This is a genomic window from Streptomyces sp. NPDC006207 (assembly GCF_040613835.1).
Taxonomy (GTDB): domain Bacteria; phylum Actinomycetota; class Actinomycetes; order Streptomycetales; family Streptomycetaceae; genus Actinacidiphila.
The window spans coordinates 33474-57025 of record NZ_JBEXSX010000057.1 but is presented as its reverse complement, the minus strand read 5'-3'; the positions used below and the strand labels follow the sequence as shown (position 1 = coordinate 57025).

At 73.2% G+C, this 23552-nt stretch carries 19 protein-coding genes and 1 pseudogene; 3 read left to right on the top strand and 17 right to left on the bottom strand.

Features of this window, described 5'->3' with window-relative positions; all coding sequences use genetic code 11:
* Positions 1 to 76 precede the first annotated feature (76 nt).
* The 3 genes and pseudogenes from ABZ312_RS34115 to ABZ312_RS34105 form a co-directional block, all read left to right on the top strand.
* Positions 77 to 1276, top strand: a complete 1200-nt coding sequence (locus tag ABZ312_RS34115) for a PQQ-dependent sugar dehydrogenase (RefSeq protein WP_500439415.1) — start codon at positions 77 to 79, stop codon at positions 1274 to 1276.
* A gap of 22 nt (positions 1277 to 1298) precedes the next feature.
* Entirely contained in the window at positions 1299 to 1469 is a 171-nt protein-coding gene (locus ABZ312_RS34110; protein ID WP_500330461.1) for a DUF6191 domain-containing protein, read from the top strand.
* Positions 1470 to 1571: 102 nt separating this feature from the next.
* Positions 1572 to 1784: pseudogene (locus ABZ312_RS34105) on the top strand (helix-turn-helix domain-containing protein); the annotation flags it as partial.
* 6 nt (positions 1785 to 1790) lie between these two features.
* Here the strand turns inward: ABZ312_RS34105 and ABZ312_RS34100 are convergent.
* From ABZ312_RS34100 to ABZ312_RS34020, 17 genes are all read right to left on the bottom strand, one after another.
* Complete coding sequence (locus ABZ312_RS34100) at positions 1791 to 4838, bottom strand: helix-turn-helix transcriptional regulator (protein WP_500439414.1); 3048 nt, start codon at positions 4836 to 4838, stop codon at positions 1791 to 1793.
* Between the two features lie 50 nt (positions 4839 to 4888).
* Positions 4889 to 5101 (bottom strand): hypothetical protein, encoded by a 213-nt coding sequence (locus ABZ312_RS34095; RefSeq protein ID WP_500358996.1) that lies wholly within the window; start codon positions 5099 to 5101, stop codon positions 4889 to 4891.
* Between the two features lie 179 nt (positions 5102 to 5280).
* Positions 5281 to 5886, bottom strand: coding sequence for a hypothetical protein (locus ABZ312_RS34090; RefSeq protein WP_500439413.1), 606 nt, complete (start codon positions 5884 to 5886; stop codon positions 5281 to 5283).
* A gap of 17 nt (positions 5887 to 5903) precedes the next feature.
* On the bottom strand, positions 5904 to 8102 hold the full coding sequence (locus ABZ312_RS34085) for an MMPL family transporter (protein ID WP_500439412.1): 2199 nt from the start codon (positions 8100 to 8102) through the stop codon (positions 5904 to 5906).
* Positions 8103 to 8345: 243 nt separating this feature from the next.
* Complete coding sequence (gene gatB, locus ABZ312_RS34080) at positions 8346 to 9854, bottom strand: Asp-tRNA(Asn)/Glu-tRNA(Gln) amidotransferase subunit GatB (RefSeq protein WP_500330453.1); 1509 nt, start codon at positions 9852 to 9854, stop codon at positions 8346 to 8348.
* 25 nt (positions 9855 to 9879) lie between these two features.
* Positions 9880 to 10128 carry a hypothetical protein gene (locus tag ABZ312_RS34075; RefSeq protein WP_499514146.1) on the bottom strand — a complete coding sequence of 83 codons (249 nt, stop codon included), beginning with the start codon at positions 10126 to 10128 and terminating at the stop codon, positions 9880 to 9882.
* On the bottom strand, positions 10125 to 11618 hold the full coding sequence (gatA, locus tag ABZ312_RS34070) for an Asp-tRNA(Asn)/Glu-tRNA(Gln) amidotransferase subunit GatA (RefSeq protein ID WP_392608837.1): 1494 nt from the start codon (positions 11616 to 11618) through the stop codon (positions 10125 to 10127). The genes ABZ312_RS34075 and gatA overlap by 4 nt, the downstream gene beginning before the upstream one ends.
* Before the next feature lie 5 nt (positions 11619 to 11623).
* Entirely contained in the window at positions 11624 to 11920 is a 297-nt protein-coding gene (gatC, locus tag ABZ312_RS34065) for an Asp-tRNA(Asn)/Glu-tRNA(Gln) amidotransferase subunit GatC (RefSeq protein WP_500358990.1), read from the bottom strand.
* A 211-nt stretch (positions 11921 to 12131) separates the two neighbouring features.
* Positions 12132 to 14240 (bottom strand): putative bifunctional diguanylate cyclase/phosphodiesterase, encoded by a 2109-nt coding sequence (locus ABZ312_RS34060; protein ID WP_500330449.1) that lies wholly within the window; start codon positions 14238 to 14240, stop codon positions 12132 to 12134.
* A gap of 215 nt (positions 14241 to 14455) precedes the next feature.
* Positions 14456 to 16684, bottom strand: a complete 2229-nt coding sequence (gene ligA, locus ABZ312_RS34055; RefSeq protein ID WP_500439411.1) for an NAD-dependent DNA ligase LigA — start codon at positions 16682 to 16684, stop codon at positions 14456 to 14458.
* Positions 16685 to 16691: 7 nt separating this feature from the next.
* Positions 16692 to 17657, bottom strand: coding sequence for a methionine synthase (locus ABZ312_RS34050; RefSeq protein WP_500330479.1), 966 nt, complete (start codon positions 17655 to 17657; stop codon positions 16692 to 16694).
* 92 nt (positions 17658 to 17749) lie between these two features.
* Positions 17750 to 18439, bottom strand: coding sequence for an SDR family oxidoreductase (locus tag ABZ312_RS34045; protein WP_500330446.1), 690 nt, complete (start codon positions 18437 to 18439; stop codon positions 17750 to 17752).
* A gap of 27 nt (positions 18440 to 18466) precedes the next feature.
* Positions 18467 to 19006: an LOG family protein gene (locus ABZ312_RS34040; RefSeq protein WP_500330444.1), complete on the bottom strand. Its 540-nt coding sequence runs from the start codon at positions 19004 to 19006 to the stop codon at positions 18467 to 18469.
* Positions 19007 to 19092: 86 nt separating this feature from the next.
* Positions 19093 to 20256, bottom strand: coding sequence for a tRNA 2-thiouridine(34) synthase MnmA (gene mnmA / locus ABZ312_RS34035; protein WP_500439410.1), 1164 nt, complete (start codon positions 20254 to 20256; stop codon positions 19093 to 19095).
* Positions 20257 to 20550: 294 nt separating this feature from the next.
* Positions 20551 to 21720: a cysteine desulfurase family protein gene (locus tag ABZ312_RS34030; protein WP_500330441.1), complete on the bottom strand. Its 1170-nt coding sequence runs from the start codon at positions 21718 to 21720 to the stop codon at positions 20551 to 20553.
* Positions 21721 to 21802: 82 nt separating this feature from the next.
* Entirely contained in the window at positions 21803 to 22468 is a 666-nt protein-coding gene (locus tag ABZ312_RS34025) for a trimeric intracellular cation channel family protein (protein WP_500330440.1), read from the bottom strand.
* Positions 22469 to 22493: 25 nt separating this feature from the next.
* Positions 22494 to 23549 carry an ABC transporter ATP-binding protein gene (locus ABZ312_RS34020; protein ID WP_500330439.1) on the bottom strand — a complete coding sequence of 352 codons (1056 nt, stop codon included), beginning with the start codon at positions 23547 to 23549 and terminating at the stop codon, positions 22494 to 22496.
* Positions 23550 to 23552 lie beyond the last annotated feature (3 nt).

The window sequence follows — 23552 nt, the reverse complement described above, 5'->3', positions numbered from 1 at the left end:
CTGCGGGGAGGGCGACGGGAAATCCACGGCATGCGGCGGGAACCGTGAAGGGCCGGGCGGTGTAGTGCGGGATGTGATGTTCTTGGAGTCCGAGCCGGAGAACCCCCGGGAGGGAAGCGTGCGACGCCGTGCCGCCGTCGTGACCGCCGCGCTGGCCGGTGCCGCGCTGCTCGCCACCGGATGCTCCTCGGACGGTGGTTCCGCCCCGGCTCCCCCGGGCTCCGCCGCCACGCGCTCGTCGGCGCCGCCCTCCGGGGGCGGCGACGGGGCATCGGCACCGGCGAAGGGCACGGCCGAGGTGACCGGCACCGTCGCGACCGGGCTCACCACCCCGTGGGGCGTGGCCGTGCTGGCCGAGGGCGATCTGCTGGTGGCCTCCCGGGACACCGGCCGGGTCGTCCGGGTGGCCGCCGGCAGCGGCCGCACGACGCAGGTCGGCACGGTGCCCGGGGTCTCCTCGGGCGGCGAGGGCGGCCTCCTGGGGCTCGCCGTCTCACGGGACTTCGCGACCGACCACCTGGTGTACGCCTACTTCACCACCGCCTCGGACAACCGCATCGCGCGCATGCTCTACGACCCGGCGAAGCCGGCCGGGGATCAGTTGGGCGCCCCGGACACGATCCTGCGCGGCATCCCGCACGGCGCCATCCACAACGGCGGGCGGATCGCCTTCGGCCCCGACGGCATGCTCTACGCGGGCACGGGCGAGAGCGGCGACCGAGGCCTGGCGCAGGACAAGAAGTCCCTGGGCGGCAAGATCCTGCGGATGACCCCCGACGGCGAGCCGGCGCACGGCAATCCCGAGGCGGACTCCGTCGTCTACTCCTACGGGCACCGCAATGTGCAGGGCCTGGCCTGGGACGGCCAGGGGCGGCTGTGGGCCGCGGAGTTCGGGCAGGACACCTGGGACGAGCTGAATCTGATCGAGCCGGGGAGGAACTACGGCTGGCCGGTCGTGGAGGGCCTCGCCCATCGCGACGGCTACGCGGACCCGATCGCGCAGTGGCGCACCGACGACGCCTCGCCCAGCGGCATCGCCTACGCGGACGGCTCGATCTGGATGGCCTCGCTGCGCGGCGCCCGCCTGTGGCGGATCCCGCTGGCCGGTACGAAGGCCGCGGCCGACCCGCAGGCGTTCTTCGTCGGAGAGTACGGCCGGCTGCGCACCGTCGTCACCGATCCGGACGGCGGTCTGCTGCTGACCACCAGCAACACCGACGGCCGCGGCGAGCCCCGCAAGGGCGACGACCGGATCCTGCGGCTGCGGGTGAGCTGATCCACGACACCTTGGGGGTGCGATGTTCAACGCGCTGGACGAGCTGTTCGCGCCGGGCCGCAGGCACGCCGAGGACGAGCGCAACCGCCTGGAGCTGGTGCGCGACGAGGAGGGCGACGCGGATCCGGGCCGGGGCCCCGTCGACCTGGACTCGGGCACCGTGCTGATACGTCCGCCGCGGGCCGGCACCTAGCTGTATTGATCACGAGCGTTGTTGACACCGGTCCGGGCTTGATCAAGGCGAAGACCTCCGGTGTGGTGGAGCTGTCTGGGACTGCACCACACGGAGGTCTTCGTGTCCCACCGCGATACCCGGCTGACCGTTCACGGCAGGCGGCTGCTGGTCGAACGTGTCTGCGCGGGTCGCCCTGTCGCGCATGTGGCCGCCAAAATGGGCATCTCCCGCGCCACCGCCCACAAATGGGTCCGCCGCTGGCGAGCCGAGGGCGAGGCAGGCCTCGCCGACCGCTCCAGCCGGCCCCGCACCACACCGCATCGAACCCCGGCGGCCGGTTCAGCCCGGCTGCCCGGCGAACAGCCGCAGCCGGTGGGCGAGCGCGGCCGCCTCGCCGCGGCCCGAGACACCGAGCTTGGCGAGGATGTTGGAGACGTGCACGCTCGCGGTCTTCGGCGAGATGAACAGCTCCTCGGCGATTCGGCGGTTGGTGTAGCCGGCGGCGACCCGGCGCAGCACCTCCCGCTCGCGCGCGGTCAGGCCGAAGGGCTCCGGTTCCCCGGCGGCTTCGGGCGCGGCGGCCTCCGCCGGTTCCTCCAGCACCAGCCGGCCCCGCCGGGCGAGCAGCCGGACGGCGTCGCGCAGCGGGACGGCCCCCAGGGAGTCGGCGACCCCGCACGCCCCGCGCAGCAGGGCGGCCGCGCGGTCGCGGGCACCGGGATCGTGCCGGGCGAGCAGGGCCTCGGCCTGCCGGAGCCGTACCAGGGCGAGCGGGTACGGGCGGTCGAGGGCGGCGAAGGCCTCCCCGGCGGCGGCCCAGGGTCCGGGGTCGGTGCTCCCGTCGGCGCGCAGCAGTTCGGCCTCGACCAGCAGGGCGTGGGCGGCCCACACCGGTGACAGCCGGGGCAGCCGGCCGGCCGCCTTGCGGATGAGGGCGAGCATCTCGGGGCGGCCGGCCTCCGCGCCGGGCAGCCCCAGCGCGTCCGCCTCCACGGCGGCCGCGGTGTGCAGCATGGGCCAGACGTAGCGGTGGAACGCGGACGGGAACCCCGCCTCCAGCGCGGCGCGCACCGCGGCCCGCGCCTCCAGGAAGCGTCCGCGCCCGGCGGCGACGGCGATGGTCAGATGCCGCAGCGGCAGGGTGTTCTGCGGCTGGTGGTCCCGGGGGCCCAGATGGTCCCGGGCGGCGGCGACCTCGGCCTCGGCGCGGTCGTACTCCCCGCGCAGCACGGCGAGATGGGCCAGCAGCGTCGCGGCCCAGCCGAGGTACAGGGCGTGGTTGGTGTTCTCCCGGCCGCGGACGGCGACCTCGGCCGCCTCGTCCCAGCGGCCGAGGGCGAGCAGGGACTCGGCCTGGTTGGCGGAGGCGAAGGTGGCGCCGTCGCGCAGCCCGTGGCGGGTGGCGCCCTCCACTCCACGGCGGGCCACCGCGATCGCCTCCTCCGAGCGGCCCACGGCCTCCAGCAGGGCGGCGAGGTTGGCGTCGGCGTTCACCGTGAGGTTGCCGTACCGGGCGGCGGCGGCCCGTTCGCGGGCGGCCTCCAGCTCGGCGATGCCGGCGTCGGCGTCACCTGTGTCGGCGAGCAGGATGCCCAGGGTGACCCGGGCGTGGAGCTCCGTCTCCTCGGCACCGACGAGCCGGGCCAGCTCGATGGCGCGCTCCGCCGTGGTGATGCCGTCCGGCCCCGGGTCGTGCATCATCGCCCACCCGGCCACGCTCTCCAGCACCTCGGCGTGGACCGGGGACGGCGGCAGCCCGCGGACGAGTTCCTGGGCCTCGGCGATCTCCGCCCAGCCGTCGCCGCGGCCCATCGCGACCATCAGCCGGGAGCGCTGGATCCAGAACCAGGCGGCGCGCAGCGGGTCGCCGGAACGCTCCAGCAGGCGCAGCGCCCGCTTGGTGACCTCGTAGGCGCCCTCGCGGTCGGCGCTCAGGCGCGCGGCCACGGTCGTCTCGGCGAGCAGGTCCATGTACTGCAGGGGCTTGCTGCCCGGGTCGCAGCCGCATGGCGGGAACACCTCGACGTAGTCGACGGGCCGCAGTTCCTCGCGGACCTCTCCGGGGGTGTCGTCCCACAGCTCCAGGGCGCGTTCGAGCAGCCGGTGCTGTTCGGCGTAAGCGTGCCGGCGCCGCGCCTCGACGGAGGCCCGCAGCACGGCGGGCAGCGCCTTGGCGGGCTCGTGGGCGTGGTACCAGTAACTGGCCAGCCGGGCCGGGAGTTCGTCGGCGGGCACCAGAGTGGGGTCGGCCTCCAGGGCCTGCGCGTAGCGGCGGTTGATGCGGCTGCGCTCGCCGGGCAGCAGGTCGTCGCCGACGGCCTCACGGACCAGCGAGTGCCGGAAGCGGTAGCCGTCGCCGTCGTCGGTGGGGAGCAGGATCTTGGCGCCCACGGCGGAGCGCAGGGCTTCGATGAGTTCGTCCTCACCGAGCCCTGCGACGGCCTCCAGCAGCCGGTACTCGACGGCGGAGCCGCCCTCGGCGACGACGCGGGCGACGCGCTGCGCGGTCTCGGGCAGTGTCTCGACCCGGACGAGCAGCAGGTCGCGCAGGCTGTCGCTGAGGCCGGTGCGGCAGCCCTGGGTGATGCTGCAGGCGAGTTCCTCGACGAAGAAGGGGTTGCCGTCGGAACGGCCGAAGACCCGGTCGACCATGCTCGGCGAGGGCTCGGAGTCGAGGATGCCGGCCACCTGGGCGCGGACCTCGCCGCGGTTGAACCGGGACAGCTCCAGGCGCACCACGGAACGCATCCGGTCGAGCTCGGCGAGGAAGGGCCGCAGCGGGTGGCGGCGGTGGATGTCGTCGGAGCGGTAGGTGGCCAGGACGACGAGCCGGCCGCGGGAGAGCGAGCGCAGCAGGTAGCCGAGGAGTTCGCGGGTCGAGCGGTCGGCCCAGTGCAGGTCCTCGATGGCGACGACGAGCGTGCGCTCCTCCGACAACCGTTCCAGCAGCCGCGAGGTGAGCTCGAAGAGCCGGGCGCGGCCGTGCTCGTCGCGCTGGTCGGCGAGGGGGTCGGGGCCGTCCGTCCCGCCCAGGCCGGGCAGCAGGCGGGCGAGTTCGCCCTCGCTGCCGGCGGCCGCGGCGACCAGTTCGTCGCCGAACCTGCGGTGCAGGGCGCGCAGGATCGTCGCGACGGGGGCGAACGGCAGCCCGTCCGCGCCGATCTCCACGCAGGCGCCGACGGCGGTCACGGTCCCCGGTCCGTCCTGCGCCGCGGCGAGGAACTCCTCGACGAGCCGGGTCTTGCCGACGCCGGCCTCGCCGCCGATCACCAACGCCTGCGGCTCGCCCGCGTGAGCGCGGGCGAGCGCGGAGGTGAGGCGGGTCAGTTCGCGGGTGCGGCCGACGAACACCGGGCTGACCGACTGGTTCTGCACGGTCCCGAGCATCGCACGGGGCCCTGACGGCGCGGTACCGGTTTGCACCGGCACCACGGTGCTCATCCGGCGGCCCTCGGCCGCCGGGTGACCCGGCCGGCCCTCCTTCCGTGCCGCCTTCCCTCGTCCTGGTCGGCGGCGGCCACGCACCGGCCGCCTGCGGTGCGGGCGGCCTCGCGGGCGGCCTCGCGGGCCTGGTGCGCCAGGCGGTACTCGGCGGCCTCGCGCAGCAGTTGCTCCGTGCGTTCGCGGCCCAGCAGTTCGTGCGTGTACATCTCGTGCTCCTCGGGATCGGGAACGATGGTCCGGAGTCGTTCTCCGTGCCATCAGCCTCGTCCCCAGGGGGGGTGGGGCACATCGGGCAACCGCCCAGGCTTCGGGGGTGCGGATGCCTTAGGCCGCGCGGCGGACCGCTCAGGTCCTCAGGGCCGCGCGGCCTGCCTCCTCAGAGGTCTCAGCCGCCGGACGAGACGGGGGCCTCGGCCACGCTCGGCAGCCCGCCGAAGAGGTCGAACCACGTCCCGAGGGCGACGCACAGCCCGAGCGCGCCGAGGGCGAGACCGCCCCAGGCGACGGCGCGCACCCACGGTGCGGCGTTCCGTCCGGCGAGCAGCACCGCGCCGAGGACGACGAGGGCGATCAGCGCGCAGACGCCGTTGACGGCGGCCGTGGTGTGCCAGGGGCCGCCGTATATCTGCTCGATCTGCTGGGCGGCGCTGCCGGAGGAGGTGTTGATCTGGCCGACCAGCTGCCGCCGCTCGGCCAGGACGGTGCCCAGCCAGGTGCCGGTGAGGGACGCGAGGCCGAGGGCGGCGCCGACGACCGCCGCGGCGCCCGGCACGACCCCGGCGGGGCGGGGGACGTCCGGCGTGTCAAGGGTGTCCGGCTCGTCGAGGTCGTCGGCCTCGTCGAGGTCGTCGGGCGTGTCAAGGTCGGCGGGCGCGGGCGGTCCGGCGTCGGGCGCGGGCGCCGACGTCGCGCCGTCGTCCTCGGCCCGGTCGAGCTCGGCGTCCGCGGCGCGACCGTCGGCTGCCGCCCCGTGGGTCTTGGTGGTCTCCATGGTCGGCAACCGTACGGTCAGATTCTGAGAGCCGTCTGAGAACCGGGCTCGTCCACGGCCGTCGCCGCGGGCTCCGCCGGACCCTCGATGCAGATCCGCGGCAGCCGGCGCTCCAGCCACCGGGGCAGCCACCAGTTCCAGTCGCCCAGCATGTGCATCAGCGCCGGTACGAGCAGCGTCCGCAGGACGAAGGCGTCCAGCGCGACGGCGGCCGCCAGGCCGATGCCGAACATCGCGATCACACGGTCGCCACTGAGCACGAAGGCCAGGAAGACGGAGATCATGATGACCGCGGCAGAGTTGATCACACGGCTGGTCTCGGCGAGGCCGACCCGGACCGCCCGGCGGTTGTCACCGGTCTCGCGCCACTCCTCGTACATGCGGCTGACGAGGAAAACCTGGTAGTCCATGGAGAGCCCGAAGAGCACCGAGACCATGATCACCGGCAGGAAGGGCTCGATCGGGCCGGCCGCCCCGAGCCCCAGCAGCTCGCTCCCCCAGCCCCACTGGAAGATCGCGACCACGATGCCGAAGGACGAGGCGACGGCGACGACGTTCATGACCGCGGCCTTGAGCGGGATGCCGAAGCTGCGGAAGGCCAGCAGCAGGAGCAGGCAGCCCAGGCCGATGACGGAGCCCACGAAGAGCGGCAGCTTGCCGACGATCACCGAGGCGAAGTCCGCGTAGCCCGCGGTGACCCCGCCGACGTACACCTCCAGCGAGGTGCCGTCGGTGGCCTCGGGGATGACGTCCTCGCGCAGGTGGGTGACGAGCCGGTCGGTGGCCTGGTCCTGCGGGGAGGTGGTGGGGACGACGTCGATGACGTCCAGCCCGCTGCCGTGCTGCGCCTGCTCCATGTGCACCGCTGCGACGCCCTCGGTGCGCCCCAGGGCGACGGTGAGCTGCTCCAGGGCCGCGCGGTCGGCGGCGTCGCCCGACTTGGCGACCAGTTGCAGGGGGCCGTTGAAACCGGGCCCGAAGCCCTCGGAGAGCATGTCGTAGGCCTGGCGGGTGGTGGTGCCCGCGGCGCTGTTGCCCTGGTCGGAGGCGCCCAGGTGGAGGGAGGTCGTGGGCAGGGCCAGGACGAGCATGACGACGGCGGCGACCGCGCCGAGGACCTTGGGGTGCCGTTCGACGAAAGCGGACCAGCGGGCCGCGAACCCGGTCGGCAGCTCGGGCGACGGCCCGTGCTCGACGAGCCGGCGCCGCTCCCGGCGGCTGAGCGCCTTCATGCCGATCGTGCCCAGCAGCGCGGGCAGCAGCGTCACCGAGGCGGCGACGGTGAGGATCACGGTGAGGGAGGCGGCGATCGCGACGCCGTTGAGGAAGGACAGCCGCAGGATCAGCATGCCGAGCAGGGCCACGCAGACCGTGCCGCCGGCGAAGACCACCGCCCTGCCGGTCGTGGCGACCGCCTTCTCGGCGGCCTCCCGTACCGGCAGGCCCTGTTTCAGGCCCCTGCGGTGACGGGTGACGATGAACAGGGCGTAGTCGATACCGACGCCCAGGCCGATGAGCAGGCCGAGCATCGGCGCGAAGTCGGCCACCCTGATCAGGTGGCCGAGCAGTTCGATCGCCATGTACGCGGTGCCCACGCTGACCAGCGCGGTGATGATCGGCATGAACATCGCGAACAGCGAACCGAAGGCCACCAGCAGGACCACGGCGGCGACGGCGACGCCCACGACCTCGCTCATGTGCCCGCCGCCGCCCTCGGTGAGCGCGATGGCGCCACCGCCGAGGGCTACCTGGGTGTTGCCGTCGGCCGCCGCCCTGGCCGTGTCGACGACCTTCTGCACCTGGTCGGCGTGCAGGTCGTCCGAGGGCCTGTCGAACATCACGGTCGCGTAGGCGGTGTGCCCGTCCTCGCTGATCTGCGGGGCGCCCTCGGCGCCGTAGGGGCTGGTCACCGAGGCGACCCCGGGAAGTGCGGCCACCTCGTCCAGCGCGCCGGTCAGCCGCTCCCTGACGGACGCGACGCCCACGGTGCCCTTGTCGGTGTGCCAGACGATCGTGTCGCTGTCCCCGGCAGAGCCGGGGAAGGCCTCCTTCAGCAGGGCGGTGGCCTTGCTGGAGTCGGTGCCCTTGATGTCGTAGTCGTTGGAGTAGGCGGATCCGGCGAGCAGGGCGGCCGTGGACAGACCGAGGAGGGCGACGAGCCACAGCAGGACGACGGCGAGACGGCGGTTGAGGCACCAGCGGGCGAGTGCAGCCATTGCTCTCCCTGGGGTTGCGCGGATCTTTCAGGCCGGGGAAGAGCCCGCAAAGAAGACACCACGTACGTCACCGACTGAAGCAGGAAGAAGAGATCGTTGGCCGCTTTCGTGCGGTTAATCACATACCGCGCGGGGAATTTATGCCGCCCTTACAAGCGGCGGACCTGCGACGACGCGGAAGGGGCGGGCCCCCTGACCGGGAGCCCGCCCCTTGTGCGCCGTACGCCTGCCGGCCGCGCCGGATCAGCCCTGGACGCCCAGCTTCTCCAGCACGAGCTCGCGCACGCGCTTGGCGTCGGCCTGACCGCGGGTGATCTTCATGACGGCGCCGATGAGCGCGCCCGCGGCCGCCAGGTTGCCGCCTCGGATCTTGTCCGCGACGGCGGCGTTGGCCGCGATGGCCTCGTCGACGGCCGCGCCGAGCGCGCCCTCGTCCGAGACGACCTTCAGGCCGCGCTTCTCGACGACATCGTCCGGCTCGCCCTCGCCGTCCAGCACGCCCTCGATGACCTGGCGGGCCAGCTTGTCGTTGAGCGAGCCCTCGGCCACCAGCGCCGCCACCCGGGCCACCTGGGCCGGGGTGATGGGCAGGGCGGTCAGTTCCACGCCGTCCTCGTTGGAGCGGCGGGCGAGCTCGCCCATCCACCACTTGCGGGCGGAGGCCGAGTCGGCGCCCGCCTCGATGGTGGCGACGATCGGGTCGATCGCACCGGCGTTGAGCACCGACTGCATCTCGTGGTCGGAGATGCCCCACTCCTGCTGCAGACGCCCCCGGCGCACCCGCGGGAGCTCCGGCAGGCCCGCCCGCAGCTCCTCGACCCACTCACGGGCCGGGGCGACCGGGACGAGGTCGGGCTCCGGGAAGTACCGGTAGTCCTCCGCCTCCTCCTTGATGCGGCCGGAGGTGGTGGAGCCGGTGTCCTCGTGGAAGTGCCGGGTCTCCTGGACGATCGTGCCGCCGGAGCCGAGCACGGCCGCGTGCCGCTGGATCTCGAAGCGGACGGCCCGCTCGACGCTGCGCAGCGAGTTGACGTTCTTGGTCTCGCTGCGGGTGCCGAACTTCTCCCGGCCGATGGGGCGCAGCGACAGGTTGACGTCGCAGCGCATCTGGCCCATCTCCATGCGGGCCTCGGAGACGCCCAGCGCCTTGATCAGCTCGCGCAGTTCGGTCACGTACGCCTTGGCGACCTCGGGCGCGCGCTCGCCGGCGCCCTCGATCGGCTTGGTGACGATCTCGATCAGCGGGATGCCGGCCCGGTTGTAGTCCAGCAGCGAGTGCGAGGCGCCGTGGATGCGGCCGGTGGCGCCGCCCACGTGGGTCGACTTGCCGGTGTCCTCCTCCATGTGGGCGCGCTCGATCTCCACGCGGAAGACCTCGCCGTCCTCCAGCTGCACGTCGAGGTAGCCGTTGAAGGCGATCGGCTCGTCGTACTGGGAGGTCTGGAAGTTCTTCGGCATGTCCGGGTAGAAGTAGTTCTTCCGGGCGAAGCGGCACCACTGCGCGATCTCGCAGTTGAGCGCGAGGCCGATCTTGATGGCGGACTCGACGCCGGTCGCGTTGACGGCCGGCAGAGCGCCGGGCAGGCCCAGGCACACCGGGCACACCTGGCTGTTCGGTTCGGCGCCCAGGGTGGTCGAGCAGCCGCAGAACATCTTCGTCTTGGTGCCGAGCTCGACGTGGACCTCGAGGCCCATCACCGGGTCATAGGACGCGAGCGCGTCCTCGTACGACACCAGGTCCGTGACGGTCACAGTCTTGATACCTCTCAGTTCCCCGTCAGGATGACAACACGTCGTGGTCGCTGCCGTCGCCGAGCCGGCGCAGCTGGCGGAGCAGCAGGGCGACGCCCGTGGCGATCGCCGCGGCGCTGACCACCGCGTCGATCAGCAGCAGCGTGTCGCTGTCCGCGCGCCCCCGCTTCATCTGCCGTGCCACACCGACCGCGCCGAAGAGCGTCGTGCCGATCGACAGGTAGGTGCCGGACTTGCTCTTCTTGAAGCCCTTGGCCTTCTCGAGCTTGCTCACAGGATCGGTGCCTCCTCCAGCAGCGGGTGCCCCCAGCGTGCGGTGAACGCCGCTTCGACGGCCGCACCGACACGGTAGAGCCGGTCGTCGGCCATGGCCGGGGCGATGATCTGCAGACCGACCGGGAGCCCGTCCTCGGACGCGAGGCCGCAGGGCACGGACATGGCGGCGTTGCCGGCCAGGTTGGCCGGGATGGTGCACAGGTCGGCGAGGTACATCGCCATCGGGTCGTCCACGCGCTCGCCGATGGGGAACGCGGTGGTGGGGGTGGTCGGCGAGATCACCACGTCGACCTGCTGGAAGGAGCGCTCGAAGTCCCGCGAGATCAGGGTGCGGACCTTCTGGGCGCTGCCGTAGTACGCGTCGTAGTAACCGGAGCTGAGCGCGTACGTGCCGAGCATGATGCGGCGCTTGACCTCGGGGCCGAAGCCGGCCTCGCGGGTGAGGGCGGTGACGTCCTCGGCGCTGCGGGTGCCGTCGTCGCCGACCCGCAGGCCGTAGCGCAGGCCGTCGAACCGGGCCAGGTTGGACGAGCACTCGGACGGCGCGATCAGGTAGTACGCGGCGAGCGCGTACTCGAAGGACGGGCAGGACAGCTCGACGACCTCGGCGCCGAGCTCGCGCAGCAGCTCGACGGACTCGTTGAACCGCTCCATGACGCCGGGCTGGTAGCCCTCGCCCGCGAACTCCTTGATGACGCCGACCCGCAGGCCCTTGACGTCGCCGTTGCGCGCGGCCTCGACGACCGGGGGGACGGGGGCGTCGATGGAGGTGGAGTCCATCGGGTCGTAGCCCGCGATGACCTCGTGCAGCAGCGCCGCGTCCAGCACCGTGCGGGCGCAGGGCCCGCCCTGGTCCAGCGAGGAGCTGAAGGCGACCATGCCGTAGCGGGAGACCCCTCCGTAGGTCGGCTTGACGCCGACCGTGCCGGTGACGGCGGCCGGCTGGCGGATGGAGCCGCCGGTGTCCGTGCCGATGGCCAGCGGCGCCTGGAAGGAGGCCAGGGCCGCGGAGGAACCGCCGCCCGAGCCGCCGGGGATGCGGGTGAGGTCCCACGGGTTGCCGGTGGGGCCGTAGGCGCTGTTCTCGGTGGAGGACCCCATGGCGAACTCGTCCATGTTGGTCTTGCCGAGGATGACGATGCCGGCCTGCTTGAGGCGGGCGGTCAGCGTCGCGTCGTACGGCGGGATCCAGCCTTCGAGGATCTTGGAGCCGACGGTCGTCGGGATGCCCTTGGTGGTGAAGATGTCCTTCAGCGCCAGCGGGACGCCCGCGAGCGGGCCGAGCTTCTCGCCCGCGGCGCGCTTGTCGTCGACGGCCTTGGCGGCCTTCAGGGCGCCCTCGGTGTCGACGTGCAGGAAGGCGTGGACCTTCTCGTCGACGGCGCCGATGCGGTCCAGATGGGCCTGGGCGACCTCGACGGCGGACGTCTCGCCGGAAGCGACGGCGGCCGCGGTCTGCGCGGCGGTGAGCCTGGTCAGATCAGTCATCGTGATCAGTCCTCCCCCAGGATCTGCGGCACCTTGAAGCGCTGCTGCTCCTCGGCGGGGGCGCCGGACAGCGCCTCGGCCGGGGTCAGGCTGGGCCGGACCTCGTCGGGGCGCATGACATTGGTCAGCGGCAGCGGGTGGGAGGTCGGCGGTACGTCCTCGCCGGCCACCTCGGAGACGCGGGCGACCGCGCCGATGATGGCGTCGAGCTGTCCGGCGAAGTGGTCGAGCTCTTCGTCCTTCAGCTCCAGACGCGACAGCCGGCCGAGGTGGGCGACCTCCTCGCGCGTGATGCCTGGCATGCAGCGATCCTCTGGGGGTGAGTTTGGTCTTTTCCCGCCCAATCCTATGGGCGCGAGCGCCCCGGGGGCGAAACGGTTTGCGCTGCGCCCGGCCGGGGGCCGCCGGACGCGCCGCCCGCGGGCTGCGGTGCCCCTGGGGCGGGTGGGGCCGGCGGGGCGTCCGCGGCACGGCGCGGCGGGTGCGGGCCCGCTGGTCGAAGGCCCGCAAACGTTACTGCGCGTCGGGGACGGCGGCCCGCTCCTTGGCGGCCTCCAGCTCCGCCGGACGGCGCCATCCGGCACGCCCGCGCAGCCGCAGCCAGGCCGTGGTCTCCTCCGGGGGCATCGCTGCGGCGACCAGCCAGCCCTGGATCGCGTCGCAGCCGAGGTCCCGCAGGCGCTCCCACGTCTCGTCGTCCTCGACGCCCTCCGCCACGACGAGGAGGCCGAGGGAGTGGGCGAGGTCGACCGTGCAGCGCACGATCTCCGCGTCCTCGGCGTCGACGGACAGCCGCGCGACGAACGAGCGGTCGATCTTCAGCTCGCTCACCGGCAGCCGCCGCAGGTGGACCAGCGAGGAGTACCCGGTGCCGAAGTCGTCCAGCGACATCTTCACCCCGTGCCCGGTCAGCCCGGCCATGGTGTCGGCGGCGCGCTGCGGGTCCTCCAGCAGCACGTGCTCGGTGATCTCCAGCTGCAGCGCCCCCGGCGGGACCCCGTGGCGGGCCAGGCGCGCGGCGACGGCCCCGGCGAAACCGGGCGAGTGGACGTCGCGCGGCGAGACGTTGACCGCGACGGGGACGTCGAGGCCCATCGCCCGCCACCGGGCGACCTGCCCGAGGGCGGTCTCCAGGACGTACTCGGTGAGCTGCGGCATCAGCCCGGAGGTCTCGGCGATCGCGATGAACTCCTCGGGGCTCACCCGGCCGCGCTCGGGGTGCACCCAGCGGACCAGCGCCTCCAGGCCCGCGACCTGTCCGTCGAAGCGGACCTTCGGCTGGTAGTGCAGCTCGACCTCACCGCGGTCCAGTGCCCGGCGCAGGTCGCCGAGGAGGCCAAGCCGGTCGGGCGTGTTGCCGTCGCGGGAGGACTCGTAGACCTCGACCCCGCTGCGGTCACGTTTCGCCTGGTACATCGCGACGTCGGCGCGGCGCAGCAGGCCCTCGGCGTCATCGGCGTGATCGGGGTAGACGGCGACCCCGGCGCTGGCCTCGAGCACCAGGGTCAGGCCGTCGAGGCTTAACGGCGAGCTCAGCGCGGCGACCAGGGCCCTGGCGATGCGCTGGGCGCGGGTCGGCGCGTCGCAGGTGGGGAGCAGGACGGCGAACTCGTCGCCGCCGAGCCGGGCGACCTCGGCGCCGCGTGGCAGGGCCAGCCGCAGACGGTCCGCGATCTGCACCAGCAGCCGGTCGCCGGCCATGTGGCCCAGGGTGTCGTTGACGGAGCGGAACTTGTCCAGGTCGATCAGGACCAGGGCGGCGCGCTCGCCGCTGCGGGCGGCGTCGTCGAGCGCGGTCCAGGTGCGCTCCAGCAGCCACTGACGGTTGGGCAGTCCGGTGAGGGGGTCGCGCAGTTGTTCCTCGGCGCGGGCGTGGGCGATCCAGAGGGTGGAGTCGAGCGCGATCAGGGGCACGGCGAACAGCGGGAGCAGCAGGGGCAGATCGGCCGCGACGATGATGATCAGCGGGGAGATGCCGAGCAGTGCGACGCCGACGAAGCCCTGGCGTAGCAGGGCGGTGCGGGCCACGGTGGGCAGGGCTCCGGCGCGCGGCACGATCGCGTACCACAGGAGCGTGCGGGTCGCAGCCAGGTAGCCGAGTGCGGCGGCGAGCACCGAGGGGATGGCGGCCATCCCCCAAGTGGCGGGTTGCCAGGGCTGTTCGACGGACGGGTGGGTCCCGAAGGCGGACAGCGCGAGCGAGGCCGCGCCGATGCCGAGGATGTCCACGGCGCCGTGCAGCAGCGCCTCCCGCCAGCGGTGCCTGCGGGCCGCGCCGACCAGGACGACGACGGCCAGGCTGACCAGCACCGCGGGCACCCAGCCGTAGAGCAGCAGCATGGCGAGGGTCAGGGCGGCGCCGGAGCCGGTGCCGCCCCACCAGCGGTCCCGGCCCATGGCGACCAGGTGGCCGACGATGATGCCGGTGAGCACGGCGAACGCCCAGCCGACGTCCCCGCCGGGGAAGAAGGCGTTGCCGTCCACGAGTATCCGGACCACGCCCACGACCAGGGCCGCGGCGGCAGCGCCCACGACCGAGTACCTGAGTGCCGCCGCGGGCAGCACCGGCGCGGCCGGCCCGAGCAGCCGCTGCGCCGGTCCGGCGCTGTCCGTCGGTTCCATGCCCGTACCCTCTCGCAGCCGCGTGTGCCGTTCCACCACACGCCCGTGCCCGCGGGATTGACCACCGGGCTGCTGGAGGGCCCATGCCCGGAAGGCGCGCCTCTCAACAGTAGGCCGATAAAGGCTGTCACGGGCACCGATCGGCTGCTGTTGCCCGAATGGATCCCACCCTCCCGGATCGTTCCACTATGGGCCGAAAGGGTGATGATGGGCTGTCAGCCCTCCGGGTTCACGGTGGCCTCCCGGGCCGCGTCGGCGCCCTGTCCGAGCAGGACGGCGAAGCCGTCCTCGTCCAGGATCGGCACCTTCAGCTGCACCGCCTTGTCGTACTTGGAGCCCGGGCTGTCGCCGACGACCACGAAGTCGGTCTTCTTGGAGACCGATCCGGTGACCTTGGCCCCGCGACTCACGAGCGCCTCCTTCGCGCCGTCCCGGGTGTGGGTGGCGAGGGTGCCGGTGACGACGACGGTGAGGCCCTCCAACGGGCGCGGCCCCTCGTCGGAGCCCTCCTCGGTGAACCGGACGCCCGCGGCCTTCCACTTGCGCAGGATCTCGCGGTGCCACTCCTCCTCGTACCACTGCTTGAGGGAGGCCGCGATGATCCCGCCGACGCCGTCGACACCTGCCAGGCGCTCCTCGTCGGCGGCGAAGACGGCGTCCAGGTCGCGGAACTCGCGGGCGAGGGCCTCGGCGGCGACCGGGCCGACGTGACGGATCGACAGTCCCGTGATCACGCGGGCGAGCGGCTGCTCCTTGGCCTTCTGGATGTTCTCCAGCATGGCCACGGCGTTCTTCTTCAGCTCCCCCTGCTGGTTGGCGAAGACCGAGACGACCTTCTCCTCGCCGGTCGCGGGGTCGCGCTTGGGCAGGCCGCTGTTCTGGTCGAGGACGTGGGCGCGGATGGGCAACAGGTCCTCTGGGGTGAGGTCGAACAGGTCGCCCTCGTCACGCAGCGGCGGCTCGGCGGGCTCCAGCGGCCCGGTGAGCGCGGCGGCGGCGACGTAGCCGAAGTTCTCGATGTCCAGGCACTTGCGACCGGTCAGATAGAACACCCGTTCCCGGATCTGCGCCGGGCAGCCCCGCGCGTTGGGGCAGCGCAGGTCGATGTCGCCCTCCTTCATGGGGCGCAGCGCAGTGCCGCAGGAGGGGCACTGGGCGGGCATCACGAACTCGCGCTCGCTGCCGTCCCGCAGGTCGACGACGGGGCCGAGGATCTCGGGGATGACGTCACCGGCCTTGCGCAGCACGACGGTGTCGCCGATCAGCACGCCCTTGGCCTTGACCACGTCCTGGTTGTGCAGGGTGGCGAACTCGACCTCCGAGCCGGCGACCGTGACCGGCTCGACCACCGCGTACGGCGTCACCCGGCCCGTGCGGCCGACGCCGACCCGGATGTCGACCAGCTTGGTGTTGACCTCCTCGGGCGCGTACTTCCACGCGATGGCCCAGCGCGGCGCGCGGGCGGTGGAGCCGAGCCGGCCCTGCAGCGGGATCTCGTCGACCTTGACGACGATGCCGTCGATCTCGTGCTCGACGTCGTGGCGGTGCTCGCCGTAGTAGGCGATGGCCTCCTTGACCTCGGCGAGCGTGCCGACCACGCGGGCGTACCTGGTGGTGGGCAGGCCCCACTCGTGCAGCAGCTCGTAGGCGTGCGACTGGCAGTCGATGGTGAAGCCCTCACGGGCGCCGATGCCGTGCACCACCATGTGCAGCGGGCGGCTCGCGGTCACCCGGGGGTCCTTCTGCCGCAGGGAGCCGGCGGCGGCGTTGCGCGGGTTGGCGAAGGGCTTGTCGCCGGCCTCGACCAGACGGGCGTTGAGCTCCTCGAACTTCTCCATCGGGAAGAAGACCTCGCCGCGGATCTCGACGAGCGCGGGGACGCGCTCCCCCGCCAGCCGGTCCGGGATCTCGGCGATCGTGCGGACGTTGGGCGTGATGTCCTCGCCGGTGCGGCCGTCACCGCGCGTGGCGCCGCGCACCAGACGGCCGTTCTCGTACGTGAGGTTGACGGCGAGTCCGTCGACCTTCAGCTCGCACAGGAAGTGGTAGGTGCCGCCCTCGCCCGCCGGGGGGCCCAGCTCCGCGGCGAGGCGTTCGGCCCAGGCGTTCAGCTCCTCCTCGGTGAAGGCGTTGTCGAGGGAGAGCATGCGCTCGCGGTGCTCGACGGAGGTGAACTCCGTCGCGTACGCGCCGGCGACCTTCTGGGTCGGCGAGTCCGGCGTGCGCAGCGAGGGGTACTCGTCCTCCAGCGCCTCCAGCCGCCGCAGCAGCTTGTCGAAGTCGGCGTCGCTGACGACCGGCTGGTCCTTGACGTAGTAGCGGAAGCGGTGCTCCTCGACCTGCTCGGCCAGGGAGGCGTGCAGCTCGCGCGCCTGCGCCGGCACGTCCTCGTTCCTGGCGCCCTCGGGGATCACGGAGTCCTCCACGTCCACGTCCTTCCTCATCCCATCCTCACTCAGGGTTGTCGACGAGCGAGCGTGCCGCCTTCGCGCAGTGCACGAGCGCGGCACGGGCATAGGCCGGCGAGGCCCCGGCCAGACCGCAGGTCGGGGTCACCGCCACGGAGGTGCCCAGCTCCCCCGGGGACAGCCCCAGCCTGCGCCACAGCGCCCGAACACCACCGACGCTACCCGCAGGGTCCGACAATGGGGCGTCGGTACCCGGGACGACACCGGTGAAGAGCGCGGTTCCCGCCTCCGCCGCCTCACCGAAGGCGTCCCAGTCACTCTCCGTGAGCAGCGAGAAATCGAACGACACCCCCGCCACCCCGGCCCTGCGCAGCAGCGCGAAGGGCACCTCCGGCGCGCAGGAGTGCGCGATCACGGGCACGCCGTCCCCACCCCCGACGGCCGCCATGACGTCCCGCAGCGCGCCCTCGACGACGCCCCGGTCCACCGCGCGGTGCGTGCGGTAACCGCTGGCGGACCTGACCCGGCCCTGGAGCACGGCGGTGAGCGAGGGCTCGTCCAGCTGCAGCACGGGCCTCGCGCCGGGCACACGCCGGCGCACGTCCTCCAGGTGCAGCCGCAGTCCCTCGCCGAGCGAGGCGGCCAGGTCACGGCAGGCGCCCGGGTCGGAGAGCGCCGCCTCGCCGTTCTTCAGCTCGACGGAGGCCGCGAGCGTCCAGGGCCCGACCGCCTGGAGCTTCAGGGGGCCCTCGTAGCCCTGGGTGAACTCCTCCAGGGCGTCCAGGTCCTCCCCCAGCCACGCCCTGGCCCGGCGGGTGTCCCGGCCCGGGCGGTCGCCGAACCGCCATCCGCTGGGCTCCACGCGCCCGTACAGCTCGACGAGCATCCCGAGCGTACGGCCGATCATGTCCGCGCCCGGGCCGCGCGCGGGCAGCTCCGGCAGGAACGGCAGCGCCTCCAGCGCCCCGGTCGCCGTCCGCGCCGCCTCGCGCGCGTCACCTCCCGGCATCGAACCCACACCGGTGGCCGCCCCTTGGGGCAGCCGGAACTTCGCTTCGGTCGCTTCCGTGCTCACCGGTGCAGCCTACGTCGGCGCGCCGGTCAGGCTCCCGGCCGGATCGTCAGGTCGTTGACCTCGGCGTCCCGCGGCAGGTCGACCGCCGTCAGGATCGCCGTCGCCACCGACTCGGGGGCGATCCAGCGCGAGGGGTCGTACGTCTTGCCCTCCTGCTGGTGCACCTTGGCCTGCATCGGCGTGGCGGTGCGGCCCGGGTAGACGGAGGTGACCCGCACCCCGTTCGCGTGCTCCTCGTGGCGCAGGGAGTCGGCGAGCGCCTTGAGGCCGTGCTTGCTGGCCGCGTAGGCGCCCCACTCCGCGTGCGCGTTGAGCCCGGCGCCGGAGTTGACGAAGACCACGTGCCCGCGGGAGAGCCGCAGTTGGGGCAGGACGAGGCGGGTCAGCTCGGCGGGGCCCACGAGGTTGGCGGCGAGCGTCCGGTTCCAGGTCTTCGGGGTCAGCTCGCCGACCTGCCCCAGGTCCACGACGCCCGCGATGTGCAGCAGGGAGTCCAGCCGGTCCGGCGGCGACTGGTGGCCCAGCGCCCAGGACAGCCGCTCCGGCTCCGCGAGGTCACCCACGAGGGTGCGCGCGCCCGGGAAGCGGTCGGCCAGCTCCTTGGCGCGTCCGGCGTTGCGGGCCAGCAGCCACAGTTCGTCGCCGCGGTCGAGGAGGCGCTGCGCCACGACGGCGCCGATGCCGGAGCCGGCGCCGGTGATCAGGTGAATCGACATGGGATCCATGCTGTCATCCCCCGCGGCTCACACGATGCCGGCGTTCTCCTCCAGATAGGCGAGCGCCGAGACGCCGTCCTCGGCGAAGAACACCAGGTCGGTGAGGGGCAGCGGCAGGAAGCCCTCCTCGTCCATGCGCTGGAACTGCTCCTTGAGCCCGTCGTAGAAGCCCGCCGTGTTGAGCAGGACGACCGGCTTGGTGTGCAGCCCGTGCTTCTTCAGCTCCAGGATCTCGGTCGCCTCGTCCAGCGTGCCGGTGCCGCCCACCATGACCACCACGGCGTCCGCGCGGGCCAGCAGCTCCGCCTTGCGCTCGGCGAGGTCGGCCGCGATCACCATCTCGTCGGCGCCCTTGCGGGCCTTGGCCGCGAGGAACTCCACCGAGACCCCGACCAGGCGCCCGCCGTGCTCCTGCACCCCGTCCGCCATCACCTTCATCAGGCCCACGTCCGAGCCGCCCCACACCAGGGTGTGCCCGCCCTTGCCGATCAACTCGGCGAACTGGCGGGCGGGTTCGGTGTAGCGGGGCTCGAGGTCGGCGGCGGAGAGGAAGACGCAGATGTTCATGCGGGCCAGTCTCGCGCATGGCGCCGGGCGCCGGGCAGGGGGGCCGTTCGGCCCGTTCCGTACCCCGCGCCCGGTGCCGGGGCCGCTCAGGCGCTCGCGGTCGCCGGCCGGCTGCGCTCCGTCGTGGCGATCGTCGCCGAGCCGACGACGCGCGTGCCGTCGTAGAGCACGACCGCCTGGCCCGGCGCGACGCCGCGGACGGCCCCGCCGGTGAAGCGGACGCGCAGTTCGCCGCCGTCCAGCTCGGCGGTGACGGGCACGTCGTCGCCGTGGGCGCGCAGCTGCGCGGTGTACGCGCGCTGCCCGGCACCGTCGGGCGCGGTGCCGCACCAGCGCGGGCGGATGGCGGTCAGGGCCGTGACGTCCAGCGCCTCGGCCGGGCCGACGGTCACCGTGTTGTTCACCGGCGAGATGTCGAGCACGTAGCGCGGCTTGCCGTCGGCGGCGGGCACGCCCAGGCGCAGCCCCTTGCGCTGGCCCACGGTGTAGCCGTAGGCGCCGGAGTGGGTGCCCAGGCGGTTGCCGTCCTCGTCGAGGATGTCGCCGTCGGCGGTGCCCAGGCGCCGCGCGAGGAAGCCCTGGGTGTCGCCGTCGGCGATGAAGCAGATGTCGTGGCTGTCCGGCTTCTTCGCCACGGACAGGCCACGGCGGGCCGCCTCCGCCCGGATCTCGTCCTTGGTGGTGAGCGTGTCGCCGAGCGGGAACATGGCGTGCGCCAGCTGCCGCTCGTCGAGGACGCCGAGGACGTACGACTGGTCCTTGGCCGCGTCGGAGGCGCGGTGCAGCTCGCGGGAGCCGTCGGGGTTGGCCACGACGGTGGCGTAGTGGCCGGTGCACACGGCGTCGAAGCCGAGGGCGATCGCCTTGTCGAGCAGCGCGGCGAACTTGATCTTCTCGTTGCAGCGCAGGCAGGGGTTGGGCGTGCGGCCCGCGGCGTACTCGGCGACGAAGTCGTCGACGACGTCCGCGCGGAAGCGGTCGGCGAGGTCCCAGATGTAGAAGGGGATGCCGATGACGTCCGCGGCGCGGCGGGCGTCGTGGCTGTCCTCGATCGTGCAGCAGCCGCGGGCTCCGGTGCGGAACGACTGCGGGTTCGCGGACAGGGCGAGGTGCACGCCCGTGACGTCGTGCCCCGCTTCGGCGGCGCGGGCGGCCGCCACGGCCGAGTCGACGCCACCGCTCATCGCGGCGAGCACGCGGAGGCGACGGCCGTCGCCAGGGCCTGTGGGTGCACCGGGGAAGTCAGTCATAGCGCCTCCTAGAGTACGGCGCCCCCGGGGCGTCCTGCGGGGCCGGTCTTCGTGAACGCGGGGCGAGCGGCCCGGCCCTGTCCGCAAGCCGCCCGCAAAGAGGCGCCACCCACCGGGGCCACCCGCACCCGCACCCGCCCACGGCACCGCACGGGTGGGCGGGCGGGAGAAGCCCTCCGCGGGCGCAACGGCGCGCGGGCCGCCGACTGACCGCCACCGCCGGCACCGCGAACGCACGGGCACGCAGCCGCCGACGGACCGGCGCACCGCACCACGGATGGCCCGCCGCGGGCGCTACATCAGGCCCGCGCTGCGGGCGCGGGCCACGGCGGGGGCGATCGCCTCGCCGAGGACCGCGACGTCCTCCGCGGTCGAGGTGTGCCCGAGGGAGAAGCGCAGGGAGCCCCGCGCGAGGTCGGGGTCGGCGCCCATGGCGAGGAGGACGTGGCTGGGCTGGGGGACGCCGGCGGTGCACGCGGACCCGGTGGAGCACTCGATGCCCTGGGCGTCGAGCAGCATCAGCAGGGAGTCCCCCTCGCACCCGGGGAAGGAGAAGTGGGCGCTGGCGGGGAGGCGGCCGCCGGGGGCGGGGTCACCGTTGAGGATGGCCTCGGGGACGGCTTCGCGGACCCGGGCGACCAGGTCGTCGCGCAGGGCGCCGATCTCCCGGGCGAAGTCCTCGCGCCGCTGCGCGGCGAGCGTCCCGGCAACGGCGAACGCGGCGACCGCGGGGACGTCGAGCGTGCCGGAGCGTACGCCGCGCTCCTGGCCGCCGCCGTGGAGGAGGGGGACCGGGCCGATCTCGCGCCGGAGCACCAGTGCCCCGACGCCGTACGGCCCGCCGACCTTGTGCCCGGTGACGGTCATCGCGTCGAGCCCGGAAGCCGCGAAGTCGACCTCGACCTGCCCGAGGGCCTGGACGGCGTCGGAGTGCAGCGGCACCTCGAACTCCCGGGCCACCGCGCTGAGTTCCGCCACCGGGAAGATCGTGCCGACCTCGTTGTTGGCCCACATCACCGTGGCGAGGGCCACATCACCCGGGTCGCGGGCGATGGCCTCGCGCAGGGCCTCGGGGTGGACGCGGCCGTAGGCGTCGACCGGAAGCCACTCGACCCGGGCGCCCTCGTGCGTGGCGAGCCAGTCGACGGCGTCGAGAACGGCGTGGTGCTCGACGGGGCTGGCGAGGACCCGGGTGCGCCGGGGGTCGGCGTCGCGGCGGGCCCAGTACAGACCCTTGACCGCCAGGTTGTCGGCCTCGGTGCCGCCCGCGGTGAAGACGATCTCGCTGGGGCGGGCGCCGAGCGCGGCGGCCAGGGACTCCCGGGACTCCTCCACCGTGCGCCTGGCCCGGCGGCCGGCCGCGTGGAGGGAGGATGCGTTGCCCGTGACGGCGAGGTGCGCGGTCATCGCCTCGACGGCCTCGGGCAACATCGGGGTCGTGGCGGCGTGGTCGAGGTAGGCCATGATGAGCGTGATTCTACGGGCGCCGCGGCCCCCTCCCGGACCGAGGCCCGTCCCGGGGCCCACCGCGCCGGGTGGTGCCCCGCTACAGGTGGAGCTCCTCCGCCGCGGTGGTGCGCCGGTGCCAGGCACGGGGGGCGCGCCAGTGGAAGCGCATGGCCAGCAGCCTGAGGACGAAGGCGCTGATGACGGCGAGCACCCCGGTGCCGGGGGTCAGGGCCTCGAATTTGATGAGCACGACCACGACGGTGGCCCCCACGATGGCCGGCACCGCGTACAGGTCGCGGTCCCAGCGCAGCAGGGAGGGGACCTCGTTGCCGAGCAGGTCGCGCAGGACGCCGCCGCCGACGGCGGTGGCGAGCCCGAGGGTGGCGGAGGCGGTGAGGTTGAGGCCGTAGTCATAGGCCTTGGTGGTGCCGGCGACGCAGAAGAGGCCGAGGCCGGCGGCGTCGAAGATGTTGATGGTGGTGTTGATCCGCTCGACCTGGGGGTGCAGGAAGAACACCACCGTGGTGGCGATCAGCGGGGTCAGGAAGTAGCCGAGGTCGGTGAAGGCGGCCGGCGGGACCGCCCCGATGATCAGGTCCCTGATCAGCCCTCCGCCCAGCGCGGTGACCTCTGCGAGGACCGCCATGCCGAAGACGTCGTAGTTCTTGCGTACGGCGAGCAGCGCGCCGGAGATCGCGAAGACGAAGATTCCGACGAGATCGAGCACGTGCTGGACGGAGTGGCTGAACAGTTCGGTTTGCACCGGCCCCATTGTGCCGGGTGGGTGGCTAGGCCTTTTCGGCCGTCTTCCCGGCCGCGCCGCTGCCGGAGTCGCCGGTGTTCTCCGGGTGGTGGCAGGCCACCTGGTGCCCGGTGGCCAGGGTGGCCAGCGGGGGCTCCGTGGTCTTGCAGACCTCGGTCGCCTTCCAGCAGCGGGTGTGGAAGCGGCAGCCGGGCGGCGGGGCGATCGGCGACGGGACGTCGCCGGTCAGCAGGATCCGCTCGCGCTTGGCGCGCCGCTTCGGGTCCGGCACCGGCACCGCGGAGAGCAGCGCGTTGGTGTACGGGTGCATCGGCTTGGTGTACAGGTCCTCGCGGTCGGCGACCTCGACGATCTTGCCGAGGTACATGACCGCGATGCGGTCCGACACGTGCCGGATGACCGACAGGTCGTGCGCGATGATCACGTAGGTCAGGCCGAGCTCGCTCTGCAGGTCGTCCAGGAGGTTGACCACCTGGGCCTGGATGGAGACGTCGAGCGCCGACACCGGCTCGTCCGCGACCACGAGCTTGGGCTTGAGCGCCAGCGCGCGGGCGATGCCGATGCGCTGCCGCTGACCGCCGGAGAACTCGTGCGGGTAGCGGTTGTAGTGCTCGGGGTTGAGGCCGACCAGTTCCAGGAGGTTCTGCACCTCCTTCTTCACCCCGTTCTCCGTCTGCACCTTCTGCAGCCGGAACGGCGCGCCGACGATGGTGCCGACGGTGTGCCGCGGGTTGAGGGAGGAGTACGGGTCCTGGAAGATCATCTGCACGTCGCGGCGGAGCGGGCGCATGCCCGCGGTGCCCAGGTGCGTGATGTCCCGGCCCTCGAACTCGATCTTCCCACCGGTCGGTTCGAGCAGCCGGGTGATCAGCCGGCCCATGGTGGACTTGCCGCAGCCGGACTCGCCGACCACGCCGAGGGTCTCCCCGGGGTTGACGTGGAAGTCGATGCCGTCGACGGCCTTGACCGCGCCGACCTGGCGCCGCAGCAGACCCTTGGTGATCGGGAAGTGCTTGACCAGGCCGCTCACCTTGAGCAGCGCATCCGACCCGTCGGCGGTCGACTGCTGGGGGATCGTCATCTC

What these genes read in the sequence shown, in the direction of transcription:
- ABZ312_RS34115 (WP_500439415.1), top strand. Translation starts at nt 77, where the DNA reads ATGTTCTTGGAGTCCGAGCCGGAGAACCCCCGGGAGGGAAGCGTGCGA.
- ABZ312_RS34110 (WP_500330461.1), top strand. Translation starts at nt 1,299, where the DNA reads ATGTTCAACGCGCTGGACGAGCTGTTCGCGCCGGGCCGCAGGCACGCC.
- ABZ312_RS34100 (WP_500439414.1), bottom strand. Translation starts at nt 4,838, where the DNA reads ATGCTCGGGACCGTGCAGAACCAGTCGGTCAGCCCGGTGTTCGTCGGC.
- ABZ312_RS34095 (WP_500358996.1), bottom strand. Translation starts at nt 5,101, where the DNA reads ATGTACACGCACGAACTGCTGGGCCGCGAACGCACGGAGCAACTGCTG.
- ABZ312_RS34090 (WP_500439413.1), bottom strand. Translation starts at nt 5,886, where the DNA reads ATGGAGACCACCAAGACCCACGGGGCGGCAGCCGACGGTCGCGCCGCG.
- ABZ312_RS34085 (WP_500439412.1), bottom strand. Translation starts at nt 8,102, where the DNA reads ATGGCTGCACTCGCCCGCTGGTGCCTCAACCGCCGTCTCGCCGTCGTC.
- gatA (WP_392608837.1), bottom strand. Translation starts at nt 11,618, where the DNA reads ATGACTGATCTGACCAGGCTCACCGCCGCGCAGACCGCGGCCGCCGTC.
- gatC (WP_500358990.1), bottom strand. Translation starts at nt 11,920, where the DNA reads ATGCCAGGCATCACGCGCGAGGAGGTCGCCCACCTCGGCCGGCTGTCG.
- ABZ312_RS34060 (WP_500330449.1), bottom strand. Translation starts at nt 14,240, where the DNA reads ATGGAACCGACGGACAGCGCCGGACCGGCGCAGCGGCTGCTCGGGCCG.
- ligA (WP_500439411.1), bottom strand. Translation starts at nt 16,684, where the DNA reads ATGAGGAAGGACGTGGACGTGGAGGACTCCGTGATCCCCGAGGGCGCC.
- ABZ312_RS34050 (WP_500330479.1), bottom strand. Translation starts at nt 17,657, where the DNA reads ATGCCGGGAGGTGACGCGCGCGAGGCGGCGCGGACGGCGACCGGGGCG.
- ABZ312_RS34045 (WP_500330446.1), bottom strand. Translation starts at nt 18,439, where the DNA reads ATGTCGATTCACCTGATCACCGGCGCCGGCTCCGGCATCGGCGCCGTC.
- ABZ312_RS34040 (WP_500330444.1), bottom strand. Translation starts at nt 19,006, where the DNA reads ATGAACATCTGCGTCTTCCTCTCCGCCGCCGACCTCGAGCCCCGCTAC.
- mnmA (WP_500439410.1), bottom strand. Translation starts at nt 20,256, where the DNA reads ATGACTGACTTCCCCGGTGCACCCACAGGCCCTGGCGACGGCCGTCGC.
- ABZ312_RS34030 (WP_500330441.1), bottom strand. Translation starts at nt 21,720, where the DNA reads ATGGCCTACCTCGACCACGCCGCCACGACCCCGATGTTGCCCGAGGCC.
- ABZ312_RS34020 (WP_500330439.1), bottom strand. Translation starts at nt 23,549, where the DNA reads ATGACGATCCCCCAGCAGTCGACCGCCGACGGGTCGGATGCGCTGCTC.